The organism is Collimonas pratensis, from assembly GCF_001584185.1.
Taxonomy (GTDB): domain Bacteria; phylum Pseudomonadota; class Gammaproteobacteria; order Burkholderiales; family Burkholderiaceae_D; genus Collimonas; species Collimonas pratensis.
Genome location: NZ_CP013234.1, coordinates 4,400,227 through 4,413,402, shown reverse-complemented (window position 1 = coordinate 4,413,402; position 13,176 = coordinate 4,400,227). Strand labels below are relative to the sequence as shown.

The window sequence follows — 13,176 nt, the reverse complement described above, 5'->3', positions numbered from 1 at the left end:
ATCAGGTTTGATCGGCGGTCATTGCAGTCATTGTTAACCATTTGATGCGGCTTGCCACGGCAGGCCGTTTCCGTTTCTCCGTTTCTCCCTTTTTTCTGCACTGCGACCATGGCATCACGTCCACCTAAAAGAATCCGCGTCCCGCTGAACGGCGTCCTGCTGCTGGACAAGCCGGTCGGCTTTTCCAGCAATGACGCACTGATCAAGGCCAAAGGCTTGCTCAATGCGCAGAAGGCCGGCCACACCGGTACGCTCGATCCGTTCGCCACCGGCGTGCTGCCGCTCTGTTTTGGCGAAGCCACCAAGTTCGCCCAGGATTTGCTGGACGCTGACAAGACTTACGAAACCTTGATACACCTGGGAGTGAGTACTACCACCGGCGATACTGAAGGCGATGTCCTGGAGCGCAAGGACGTTAATGTCAGCCGCGAACAGATCGACGCCGTGCTGGCGCAGTTCCGCGGCCCGATCAAGCAGGTGCCGCCGATGTACTCGGCGCTCAAGCGCGACGGCAAGCCGCTCTACGAATATGCCCGCGCCGGCATCACGCTGGAACGCGAAGCGCGCGACGTGAGCATTCACACACTGGAATTCCTGGCCTATGAAGTACCGTTCCTGCGCCTGCGTGTCGCTTGCAGCAAGGGTACTTACATCCGCGTACTGGGCGAAGACATCGGCAACGCGCTGGGCTGTGGCGCCCATTTGCAAGAGCTGCGCCGGGTCCAGGTCGGCCATCTGACGCTGGACGGCTGCGTCACGCTGGAGCAGTTGACGGCTACCGAGCCGGACCAGCGCAGCGCTTTGCTGGCGCCGGTCGACAGCTTGCTGCTGACGTTTCCTGAAGTATTGCTGTCCGAAGCGCTGGCCAAGCGTTTCCTCCAAGGCCAGCGCCTGACGCTGACGAAAGAAGGCGTAGCCTTGCCGGCGCAGGCCGGACGGGTCAGGGTTTACCTGCAGCCGGTTGATAACGTGTCTGCAAGGCAATTGCTGGGCGCCGCGCAACTGCATGAGTACGGCGTCCTGGCACCCGAACGCCTGATTGCCACCGCCGCGCTCGTATAAAATGTCTTTTAAATAATATCCGTGCTGGGATTGAGGCAGCAACTCGTTGAAATTACAAGGCTTTTCATAAGGTAGTGCAGCGCATCATGCTATAATGCGCGGCCTCCCAAATTCCGCTACATCTGCCGTGCTTCTGTGCAGTGCCTTAGCGAGCATGTTTGGCCGCATTTGTAGTAATAGATATTCTCGCAATAAATAATCTCGCAATAAATATTCTGCGCAATCGTTATCTGCGCACTTACTAAGTTCTTCAATCTTCAAACTGACCATGTCAAACACACCTCGCGCTATCCGCAACATTGCCATCATTGCCCACGTTGACCACGGCAAGACCACTCTGGTTGACCAATTGCTGCGTCAATCCGGCACTTTCCGTGACAACCAGCACGTCGATGCACGCGTGATGGATTCGAACGATATTGAAAAAGAACGCGGCATCACGATTCTGTCGAAGAACTGCGCAGTCGAATACAAGGGCACCCACATCAACATCGTCGATACCCCTGGCCACGCCGACTTCGGCGGCGAAGTCGAGCGCGTACTGTCGATGGTCGACAGCGTTCTGCTGCTGGTCGATGCGCAAGAAGGTCCGATGCCGCAAACGCGTTTCGTGACGCGCAAGGCACTGGCGCTGGGCCTCAAGCCAATCGTCGTGGTCAACAAGATCGACCGTGAAAACGCCGATCCGCAAAAGGCTGTGAACGCCACTTTCGAACTGTTCGACAAGCTCGGCGCAACCGACGAGCAGCTGGATTTCCCGATCATCTACGCATCGGGCTTCAAGGGCTATGCAGGTCTGGAAGACACCGTGCGCGACGGCAACATGGAACCGCTGTTCGACGCCATCCTGAAGCACGTCCCAGCGCGTGAAGATGATCCTAACGGCCCGCTGCAACTGCAGATCACTTCGCTGGAATACTCTTCCTACGTCGGCAAGATCGGCGTTGGCCGTATCCTGCGCGGTAAAGTCAAAGCCCTGCAAGACGTGGTCTGGATGAATGGCCCGGACGACAAGCCAACCAAGGCCCGCATCAACCAGGTGCTGACTTTCCGCGGCCTCGACCGCGTGCTGACCGACGAAGCGCTGGCTGGCGACATCGTGCTGATCAACGGCATCGAAGAAATCAGCATCGGCTCCACCATCTGCGCACCGGACCATCCGGAAGGCTTGCCGATGCTGAAGGTTGATGAACCGACCCTGACCATGAACTTCATGGTCAACAACTCGCCGCTGGCTGGCCGCGAAGGCAAGTTCGTCACCACCCGTCAGATCAAGGACCGTCTGGACCGCGAACTGAAAGCCAACATGGCATTGCGCGTGGTACAGGCTGAAGGCGATGATTCGACCTACGAAGTGTCGGGCCGCGGTGAATTGCACCTGACCATCCTGATCGAAAACATGCGTCGTGAAGGCTACGAGCTGGCCGTTTCGCGTCCACGCGTGGTGTTCAAGATGGTCGATGGCGTGCGTCAAGAGCCATACGAAAACCTGACTGTCGACGTCGAAGAAGCCAACCAGGGCGGCGTCATGGAAGAACTGGGCCGTCGTCGCGGCGACCTGCAAAACATGGAACCGGACGGCAAGGGCCGTGTCCGTCTCGAATACCGCATGCCAGCACGTGGTCTGATCGGCTTCCAGGGAGAATTCATGACCCTGACCCGCGGTACCGGTTTGATGAGCCACGTGTTCGACGAGTACGCACCGGTCGACACCTCCAAGGGTGAACTGGGCGGCCGTCGTAACGGCGTGCTGATCTCGCAGGACGACGGCGCAGCCGTTGCCTACGCTATCTGGAAACTGCAAGATCGCGGCCGTATGTTCGTGAGCCACAATGACCCGGTCTACGAAGGCATGATCATCGGTATCCACTCGCGCGACAACGATCTGGTGGTTAACCCGATCAAGGGCAAGCAGCTGACCAACGTCCGTTCCTCCGGTACCGACGAAGCGGTGCGCCTGGTGCCGCCAATCGAAATGTCGCTGGAATATGCGGTTGAGTTCATCGACGACGACGAGCTGGTCGAAGTCACGCCGAAGAGCATTCGCCTGCGTAAGCGCTACTTGAAGGAACACGAGCGTAAAAAGGCTTCGCGCGACGCGTAAGCTGCTCAGTGCTCTGGACCTCTGGTCCGGTCACTAAAAGAACCCGCCGATCCGTGTCCTTGTCCAGGGCACGCGTCGGCGGGTTTTTTATTGGCGAAAATTGTAGGGTGGGCACCTGTGCCCACGCGTGAATTCACTCCACGCACATGCCTATTTCCGTGCCACGCGGACCTGTACTCCTGTTATTGCGGTCACGCGTGGGCACAAAGACGTGCCCACCCTACGTATTATTTTGAGACGGTCAGGCTCGCCGCATGCTGCGCCTTGAGCACTTCGCCGATGGCAGCAAACAACTGGTCGATCTGTCCCGGTTCGATGATCAGCGGCGGCGACAGGGCGATGATGTCGCCGGTGGTGCGGATCAGCACGCCTTTCTCCCAGAAGCACTTGAGGAAAGCATCGAAGGCGCGCGCGCCCGGCTTGCCGGCAATCGATTCCAGTTCAATCCCGCACACCAGTCCCAGGTTGCGCACGTCCTTGACGTAAGGCAGGCCCTTCAGGCTGTGCGCCGCCTGCTCGAAATAAGGCGCCGTTGCAGCGGCGCGGTCGAACAGGTTTTCGCTCTTGTAGACGTCCATGGTGGCCACTGCCGCGGCCGCCGCCAGCGGATGGCCGGTGTAGGTATAGCCGTGGAAGAATTCAATAGCGTTCTCGTTGGCGGCGCTCATGAAGGCGTCGTGGATATCCTGGCGCACGATCACCGCGCCCATCGGTACGCTGGCGTTGGTGAGGCCCTTGGCGCAGCAGATCATGTCCGGCACCACGCCGAAATAGTCGGCCGCAAACGGTGCGCCGAGGCGACCGAAGCCAGTGATCACTTCGTCGAAAATCAGCAAGATGCCGTATTTGTCGCAGATGGCGCGCAGCTTTTGCAGATAACCCTTGGGCGGCAGGATGACGCCGGTCGAACCCTGGATCGGTTCGACGATCAAGGCCGCCACGGTGGCCGGATCATGCAGCGCCAGCAGCCGTTGTTCGAACTCGTCGGCGATCTCGGCACCGTGTTCCGGCAAGCCGCGCGAGAATGCATTACGCGCGATATCCAGCGGATGGCGCAGATGATCGACGCCGGCCAGGGTCGGGCCGAAATGCTTGCGGTTGCCGGCGATGCCGCCGACCGCGATGCCACCGAAGCCGACGCCGTGGTAGCCGCGCTCGCGGCCGATCAGGCGCGTGCGCAAGCCGTCGCCGCGCACCCGGTGATAGGCCAGTGCGATCTTCAGCGCAGTATCCACCGACTCCGAGCCGTCATTGCAAAAGAACACCCGGTTCAAGCCTTCCGGCGCGATTGCCGCCAGCGCGCTGGCGGCTTCGAAAACCTTCGGGTGCCCCATCTGGAACACCGGCGCAAAGTCCATTTGCGCTGCCTGCTTCTGGATCGCTTCGACGATCTTCGGATGGCAGTGGCCGGCATTGCTGCACCACAGACCGGCGGTGCCATCCAGAATCTGGCGGCCGTCGTCAGTGGTGTAGTACATGCCCGCTGCCGAGACCAGCATGCGCGGCTTGCTCTTGAACTGGCGGTTGGCGGTAAACGGCATCCAGAAATGGTCGGTGTTCAGGGGGGTAGGCATGGGATCTCCTTGATGGTCGGCGGCGAATCCGGCACCGGCGACTGAACCGATGGCGGATCCCTGTAACGATGGTAGTCCGTTTATGCCGCCTGCGGTAGGGCCACTTGGCGCTGCCTATTCTGGAAAGCGGCCTGCCTGCGGTATCGGTGACGACGCTTCCAGGCGCGCCTCAGGCTGCCATGGCATCCTGTTAACTTTGACAGGATGCCAACTACCTCCCTTGTGCTATAGCATAAATTTACCCGTGTCCATACGGCAAGGGTCCATTTAACTCTTCAAGAGGGGTAATCCATGGTCAGTTTTCAGAAATGGTTGGCAGGCGTCACGTGTGTGGCGGCAATCGTTGTAAGCGGCTCGGCTTACGCGGCAAAGGCGGATATCCAGGTCACGATCCAGGAAGCGAGTGCGAAAGGTGACGCGGGCGCCGGCAAGGTGCTGTACACCATCAGCAACACCAGCGCCGCGCCTTTGCACATCCTGAATTGGGAAACGCCGCTGAACGGCGTCAGCGGCGACTTGTTCAGCGTCGCGCTGGGCGGTCAGCCGGTGCGCTATGTGGGACGGCTGGTGAAACGCAAGCCAGCCACCGACAAGGATTACATCACGCTCAAGCCGAATGAAAGCCGGGCGGTCGAGGTCGACCTCAGCGCCTACTACGAGATGTACCGTGGCGGCCAGTACGTGGTCAAGTACAAGCGTACTGCCGAAACCCTGGTGCGGGAAGCCGGCAATGCGGTGCTGGCCAAGACCGGCGCCGCTGGCGGTGGCATCACGCTGGATACCAACGCGCTGCCGTTGAATGTTGACGGCGGTCCGGCGCCATCCTCCAAGCAGACTTCCGGCGACTTGCTGGGAGCGATCAACGCCAGCGGCTCGACCAGCTTCGCCAGCTGCAGCAACAGCCAGAAGACCGCGCTGACTACGGCCCGCACCGACGCTACCTCGATCGCCACCAACGCCAAGAGCTACCTGGCCGCCAACAAGACCGGCAGCCGCTACACCTGGTGGTTCGGCGCTGTCACCAGCGGCCGCTATGCGACCGCCACCAGCCACTACAACAACATCAGCAACGTGCTCGGCAACCAGTCGTACAAGTTCGACTGCAGCTGTACCGATTCCGGCACCTATGCCTATGTCTATCCGGACCAGCCTTACACCGTCTACCTGTGCGGCGCCTACTGGCAGGCGCCAGCCAACGGCACCGATTCCAAGTCCGGTACGCTGGTGCATGAAACCAGCCACTTCACGGTAGTGGCCGGCACCGGCGACCATGTCTACGGCCAAAGCGGCGCGCATAGCCTGGCCACCAGCGATCCTGATTCCGCGCTGGACAATGCCGATAACCACGAGTACTTCGCAGAAAATAACCCGGCGCGGCAGTAAGGCTGGAGGCGGGCTGGCCGGGATGCGCAGATTACGTGTTCTGGCCAGCGGTATCCGCGGCAAGTGATGACTGCTGAATCCAGCGAATTTTTTAACTGAAGCTGATCAGTTGTCTTTTCGATGTCCGCGGACGGAGTAGCGCTGGCGCCAGTCCCGGGCCAGCACCGCCAGCACCGAAGTACTCCACCAGCGCCCCTGGAAAAACCGGTTTTCCAGAAACAGCGCCTCATGCCGCATCCCGAGGATCTTGCACAACCGGATCGCCGCCTTGTTTTCTGAAATCGTTTCGGCGTAAATGCGATGTACCCCGCGCTGGTCAAAGCCAAAGGCCAGCACCGCATTGCCGGCTTCCAGCGCGTAGCCTTTCTTTTGCCACTCGCGCCCAAGTTCGCAGCCCACCGATGCCTGCTGGTCGGCCTCCAGGCGGATGCCGCAAGAGCCGATCAGATCGCCGCTCTTGGTGACTATCGCAAACTGGTACTTGTTTCTCGGCAGCTCAAGGCTTTGTGCAATGAAGAGATCCAGCAGGGCGTCCGATTTGTCGGTCGAGACATCTTCTTCGCTATAAAAGCGAGCGAATTTCTGATCGTCGCGCAACGCACGGTAGGCATCCCTGTCCACCAGGGAAAAGTCACGCAGGACTAGGTTTTCCGTTGTTATCGTTTGCATGGGCTGGCCTGCCTGTCTCTTGAGGTAGCTTGTTCCTGATCTATTTTGTTATTGTATGACTAATATTGCTAAATTATAAAATATTTGCAATGTAATTTTTGTCGGAATGCGGCCCGTTTCCATCCACGGGCTTGGCTACAAATTCCTGCCCGCGGAGCATCGCGCTGCGGGCGGCTGCGGCTTCCTGATAAACTATGGTCCCTGTAGTGCGTATGCCGCCTCGAATTGGTTGGGTGTGTGTATTGTCGCCAACCCGATAGCAGTGCTCCAAATTTGAACTTGGGCATTGATCACGATAAGCCTAAGGCATTCCTCGTTTCGCAACATTAGTTTGTCTTACGAAAATCTTTACTACTGCCGTACGCTTTTCGGAAGAAAACGATCCGCATCCAATCAATTGACAGATACTTATCTAGATATCGGCTGCCGAAACACTTAAAAAAATGGTGAAAGTGAATGTTTCACTTTCACCATCAAATCTCATCGTTGAGCCCCATTAAAACGGAGGATCGCCCCCTCTACACTTACATGAAGAGCACGTAAGACCTTGCCATTGCCGCCATGCTTACCAACTCCAACGTATGCCGGCATCCGCCATCACCGTGCGTTGTTGCGCTCCGCCTAGGTTGGCAGTGTAGGTTGCAGTGACAAACGCATTGGTCGATTTGTTAATTGTTGCGACCAGACCGGCGTTCAGCTGGCCCGCTGTCTGACGCGTACCGTTCGAGATCAATGTGGTGCCATCAAAAGTAGTGGTGTCATTAGAACCGGAACTGCGCAGCAGGTTCAGCCGCAGATATGGCCGCCAGATCGCTGCAACTGTTTCAAAACGGCTTTGCAAGCGCACTCCGAGGCGAGCGAGGAAGGTGTTGCCGTTGTTAAAGCCCACAGTCGAGACACCGTCATTCAAGTCATTGAACGATAGATTTTGCCAGATCACTTGCGCCTGAGGTTCGATGGTCACATCCGCGCTGAGTGGAATCGGCAGGCCACCTTCGATCGATCCGATGAGTGCGCTGCCATGCGTATGCGCGCCGATGCCATCGTGTGAACGCGGATCCGCCGACAGTGAACTTCCCATCAGGACTGCATCCGTGTACCAGCCACTCGGGCCGACGTGAGTCCAGTAGCCGCCAAGACTATAGGCGTCGATAGCAAGATTGCCGACATCAAGATTCTGCACGGCCATCGCAAAACCGTTGACGTTGCCGGTGGCATGCGCATAACCGAGAAACAGACCGTAATGATCACGTTGGCCACTGGCGCTGGTGTCGGCATAGATGTCGTGACCGACCTGCATTCCCGTCATTGATCCATCGAACTGGGGCGAGACAGTACCGTCCTGGCGTTGCTTGGTATGGCTGCCCCAAACACGCCCCCAAGCTGCCGGCAGTTCGCCGTTCTCGGTCAACAGCGATTGCTCCCCTTGCCTATCATGGAAATTATCGAGTTGCTGGATATTGAGCTGCCGGGCGACGCTGGCAATTTCCGTATAGATAGGCACTTCGGGGCGATACAGCGGGATTGCTCCAGAGCCTGTCGATGGCGTAGCTGGAGGCACAACTGGAGGTGCGCCTAAGGTCGTGGTTGGAGGCACAACAACGGGTGGCGTTGGAGTTGGAGTTGGAGTTTGTGTCACTGTGTTACGCAAATACCAGTTTTCAGATGTACCGCTCGTCACGCCGCCTTTGGCAAGATAGTAAGAATAGGCGCCAGCCTTGACCGGCCCCGCAAGTGCAAATGCGCTTGCAGTGGTCGTCGCACCATTCACGGCCTGCACCACCTCAATACCATCGGCGACAATGGCTGCGCCAGGACCACCAATATTCGTGATGCGTAAGCTAGACGAACCGCTGGCGGCGCCACCGCTGATCACTAACCGGTCAGATGCCGCGCCATCACCTGCGAGGAAGGTGTTCAGGGCGATGCTGCCATTTTGGCCGACATAGTTGCCGACAACATTGAGCCGGTTGCCAACCCCTTGGCCGCCGATTTGCACTAGGCCAGCGTTGTTCAATGCCCCGTTGATTGTAAAGCTGCCGTTGCCCGAGCCGGCAAACTGAGGCAAAGCATTGGCGACCGCGATTCTGCCGTTGTTGGTCACCGGTCCTGTGACGCTGCCGTAACCGCCCAGCGTGGCACCTGACACGATGGTCGTATTTCCACCACCAGACAATGTTGCCGCAGCGTGCGACGCGTCGCCCACTGCTAGTATGCCGGCCGTGACGATCGTTCCTCCGGTATATGGATTGTCCGAATTTAGCACTGTCATGCCGGCACCGGCCTGCTTAACCGAACCGATCCCGGAAATCGTGCCAGGGAGAGTCACGTCGTCGGAACGGTTGAAGACCAGCGTACCGTTGTTTGTAACATCGCCCACGATGCTACCTGTTGTGCCACCGCTGCCAAGTTGCAGCGTACCGGCCGAGATGCTGGTTCCACCGCTATAGGTGCTGTTCCCGGTTAACACCGTGGTGCCGCTACCGGCTTGGTTGACCGAGCCTGTGCCTGAAATCGTTCCAGGAAAAAGGAGCGTGTCGGAGCGGTTAAAGACAAGAGAACCATTATTGAAGACATCGCCAACGATGCTGCCAGTCGCGCTGCCGTTACCCAGCCGCAGCGTACCCGCCAAAATCATCGTGCCGCCGGTATAGGTATTGCTTCCTGCAAGCGTCAGGCTTCCCGTTCCTGCTTTGCTGAAGCTGCCAGAACCAGTCATGCCTTGCGTCAGCGTGGATGCAAATCCCTGCGTGTCGATTGTGCCGCCCGGTGCATTTATCGTTACCGCACGCGAATTGGCGAGATTGAAATTTTTCAAGAGCTGGAGTGTGCCGCCGTTGAATGTCAGCCCACCGGTGTTTGCACCAAGTGCGTTGTCGGCGGCGACAGCAACGGTGCCGCCGGTGAGCGTGGTGCCGCCGGAATAGGTATTGCCGCCAGCAGCTGTCGGTGCCAGCACTAGTGTGCCGGCCTGGGTCTTTTCGACTCCACCAGTGCCTGAAATGAGACCGGCATAAGTGCCATTGTCAGGCTGTGCAAAGCGCACCAGGCCATTGTCGATGACGCTAGGCGTCAAACTCTGCGCCCGCGCTTCAAGCGTGCCTGCCGCGTCGACGGTCATGGTGCCGGCATATGCGCTGTTGTTGCCGGTAAGCACTAGCGTGCCTTGTTGAACCTCAGTGACAGTGGGCCCGGTGATTGCGCTGGTCAACGTCCAAGTTCCAGAATCAGTTTTGATAAGTGACGAGAAATTCTTTATGGTTCCGGAAAGGGACGAGGTTCCGGCGCTGTTCAAGAAGACGGTGTTATTGCCCCCGCCGCCATCGAAGTTGCCGGTAATGACCGATCCCGTATAAAGCCGCAACGTGTCATTGCCACCTGCAAAAACGAGATTGCCGATGACTTGTCCTTTATTGGTAAAGTCGACCGCTCCATTGCCGGATGCGCCGATCACATTGCCTGGCGCCTGGATGATTCCTGTTGCATTATTGACGATCGTGTTCAGGCCGCTGGCATTCTGAAACCAAATGGCGGCGGAATTATCTGCCTTGATCGTGCCATTGTTGACAATGACATTGCCGGTGCCTTGCGGATTGACCGCTTCCGCACGGCCTTGAGTGCCGGTTGCGAGGATTTGACCTCCCTGGTCAACCGTCAATGTGCTGTTGTTGCGGAATTCGACCGTGTTGGCGCCGGTGCTGTACAGGCCATTGTTGCTGACCCCCTTGGCGCTCACCGTGCCGCCGTTCTGGACCGTTATATTTGCGTTGTCGCGCAGGCTGATGGCGTTCGCATCGCCGACCGCTAGTTGGCTGCCCGTTCCAATGGTGACGGTTCGGCCATCCTCGGCGGGCACATTGCCGGTCCCCACTGTCGCCCCCCAGGGATTGGTCGCAGTGGCATCGCAGTTTGTGATTTGACCAGAAGTATTGCAGGCTGCGTAGGCTGTTCCAGGTATCACACTTAGCGCGGGAATTAGCACAAGGGAAGAGGCCGCAGAAAGAACTAGACGATAGTGAATAGGTTGAGGCATTTTTATTGTTGGTTACAGTTTTAACATTTGGTGTTTGTGGCTCACATTGCAAATTAACAATATGAGATGATATTTAACATTTTGAATTCTATAAATCCACTGAACATTCAGTTAAGTCTGGTTTCGAATTAACAATTCATTGTCTCAGGATTGCATTGCCTTACGGCAACAAGCGACAATATTTGACATTTAAATATTGTAAATAGACAACACATGCCGATATCGTCAAAAAGATGCCGCGTGCGGGATAGGTAATACTGATAATTGACTGGCAATCTTCTTCACGCCAGGAATCGATGCGTCCTGGCGCCGGGCAATAAAGACCACCGCGCTTCCTGGAACGGATACCAGGTGACAGGCGAGATGAAGATATTGGTCAGGGAAATTTTGGTGACGAATTGCTCATTTCATTTGCATTTCGCTCCATGCATCCATGTTGCGCGAGATTGCTTGCCAAATATTGAGGCAAGTTTTCGGCACGCCGATTTCTGCCATTCTTAAAGAACTAAATACGCCTTATTGCTTTGGTAATGATCCGAAAATTGAAATTAAATCTCAATCAGTCGATCCCCAAAAGCTTGTAAGGATTCCCCTATGAAAACAATAATTCATCGTTGGCAAGGAAGAAGACTATGCGCAACGATCGCTTTAGCACCCCCCGACGCAGCAAGTACCAAAAAGCTGCTAACGAAACTCATAGGCTTGTAAGCGTTCCACGCTGCCACGTTGTGGATTTCCGCTGTCATCGCACAAACACATCAGCAGCTTTTACTTACACAGGTGGGCTAGAAAATGTGATGGTTGCTAACTCGTTGATTAGCGTGGAGCTTTTAATCCATGTCATATCAACGCAGCGGAGAGCCGCATGAGCAGTGGGGTTTTGACCCTCGTCTAAAGCTTGGGAAGCTTTAGATCAAATACGGCTAATCGGCCAATTTATTAGCTGCTTACTTACTCTTCACTCTCGTACCTGATCCCGCCAAGCATTTTTGCGATTGCGTTATAAGTGACGCACGCCACGAGCGTACCTAGCGAAGCAAAGAGGGCCAGAACTATCGGCGACACTAGCCAGCTTGGCGTGCGCCGCCATTTCCTTGCCACCGGCCTGTTCTTGGCCTAGCGGTTCAAGCCGGTCCACATCGTAGGCGCCTTCGTTCAAATTCCGGTTCTTGTGGATCTGGGTGCGTTGCAAGTACATGTTCGCCATCAGGTCGCCGGCCTTGCGATTGGTAAACAGGCTGCCGATAGTGTCGAGGATCTTGTCCTTGCTGGAAATGCCGTGCTTTGCCAACTGCGGCAGCAAGACCTTTTCCATCCACTCAAACTGGCTTTTCTTGAACAGGTCCGAACCTAGCAGCGCACCAGGATCAAGCTGGGCAGTCTGCCCGACCTTGTCGTGTTTCACTTTGGTGTGGTCGCCAATCAGGCCCAGCTTGTCCATATTCATGGCGGCCCGCTTGCTGGTGCGTCCCTGGTACAGATTGTTATAGCTCGACATCAAGCCGTTACCGACGCCAAAGCCGCCCAATTCTTGGACCAGCGGTTCCAGCTCGTAGTAAAAGGATTTTTCATCCATGCCCTTGGCCGCGATGCCGCCGGTCTTGATGAGGTTCAGCCACTCGGTAGGACCGACCCGGCCGCCAGTGGCGGAAATGACCTTTTGCACCATGTTGGCTTGTTCGTGGAATTTCTCCGAGCTGGCCGTGCCGCCGCGCACCTCGATGACCTTCAACATGTCCATGAACTTGCGCTCATTCTCCCCGCCGACTTCCTCGCCATAAAACGCCTTGTTGGCGAATTTCATCTTTGCCAGCATGGGGGCGACCATCTGCGCGTGCGGCAGATCGCCGAACACGGACATGCTGTCCCGCACCAGCTCCAGGTTTTCGGCGTGGCTGGTGCCGTAGGTCTTCATGCTGCGGGCGTATTTCTCGGCCTCGGCGCTTACTTGCGGTCCCAGGCCCAGGGCAGTAATGCGGCCTTTCTCGGTCTGGTAATGCTTCGCCTCTTTCAGGCCAGTGACGAGGGGCGCGCCCACGGCGGCGCCAGCGACGGTCGCACCGATGCCGGCAGCAGCGACATTGCCGGCGGTGGTGCGCAGTTTGTCGGCATGCTGGCGGGCGCCGGCGACCTTCTGCTGTTGCGCGCCGACCGCCGCGAGCTTCTTCTGCTGTGCGGTCAGTTCGGCAGCTCTCCCGACTTCGGGCGGCGGATGGTGACTTCGCTGATGAAGGTGTCGCCGCGCTTGATCGGTTCGTCCAGGATGATCGGTTTGGAGTTAGCGGTAGCGGCGTTGGAAGTGACAGAAGCGTTTTTCATGGTGTGGTCCTAACGCGACAAGTGGCACTTGT

The 13,176-nt window shown here is 57.2% G+C and carries 8 protein-coding genes; 4 read left to right on the top strand and 4 right to left on the bottom strand.

The genetic code is table 11. The annotated features are described in order from the left end of the window. Positions 1-108: 108 nt before the first annotated feature. Entirely contained in the window at positions 109-1,062 is a 954-nt protein-coding gene (gene truB, locus CPter91_RS19630; protein ID WP_061943114.1) for a tRNA pseudouridine(55) synthase TruB, read from the top strand. A 268-nt stretch (positions 1,063-1,330) separates the two neighbouring features. After that, a complete protein-coding gene (gene typA / locus CPter91_RS19625) occupies positions 1,331-3,166 on the top strand; it encodes a translational GTPase TypA (protein WP_061943112.1) in 1,836 nt (611 codons plus the stop codon). Positions 3,167-3,393: 227 nt separating this feature from the next. Here typA and aptA read toward each other — a convergent pair whose 3' ends face one another. After that, positions 3,394-4,740, bottom strand: coding sequence for an omega-aminotransferase AptA (gene aptA / locus CPter91_RS19620; protein ID WP_061943110.1), 1,347 nt, complete (start codon positions 4,738-4,740; stop codon positions 3,394-3,396). A 330-nt stretch (positions 4,741-5,070) separates the two neighbouring features. Here aptA and CPter91_RS19615 point away from each other — a divergent pair, with 330 nt between their 5' ends. Next, positions 5,071-6,123 carry a M35 family metalloendopeptidase gene (locus tag CPter91_RS19615; protein ID WP_236905866.1) on the top strand — a complete coding sequence of 351 codons (1,053 nt, stop codon included), beginning with the start codon at positions 5,071-5,073 and terminating at the stop codon, positions 6,121-6,123. 105 nt (positions 6,124-6,228) lie between these two features. Here CPter91_RS19615 and CPter91_RS19610 read toward each other — a convergent pair whose 3' ends face one another. The 3 genes from CPter91_RS19610 to CPter91_RS19600 form a co-directional block, all read right to left on the bottom strand. Continuing rightward, the gene (locus CPter91_RS19610) at positions 6,229-6,792 is read right to left on the bottom strand and encodes a GNAT family N-acetyltransferase (protein ID WP_061943106.1); all 564 of its coding nucleotides are present in this window, start codon (positions 6,790-6,792) and stop codon (positions 6,229-6,231) included. 565 nt (positions 6,793-7,357) lie between these two features. After that, complete coding sequence (locus tag CPter91_RS19605) at positions 7,358-10,648, bottom strand: autotransporter family protein (RefSeq protein WP_236905865.1); 3,291 nt, start codon at positions 10,646-10,648, stop codon at positions 7,358-7,360. 1,177 nt (positions 10,649-11,825) lie between these two features. Then, the gene (locus CPter91_RS19600; RefSeq protein WP_150119760.1) at positions 11,826-12,863 is read right to left on the bottom strand and encodes a hypothetical protein; all 1,038 of its coding nucleotides are present in this window, start codon (positions 12,861-12,863) and stop codon (positions 11,826-11,828) included. Between CPter91_RS19600 and CPter91_RS27020 the strand changes: the two genes are divergently transcribed. Beyond that, positions 12,822-13,157: a hypothetical protein gene (locus CPter91_RS27020; RefSeq protein ID WP_061943102.1), complete on the top strand. Its 336-nt coding sequence runs from the start codon at positions 12,822-12,824 to the stop codon at positions 13,155-13,157. The genes CPter91_RS19600 and CPter91_RS27020 overlap by 42 nt on opposite strands. The last annotated feature ends 19 nt before the right edge of the window (positions 13,158-13,176 follow it).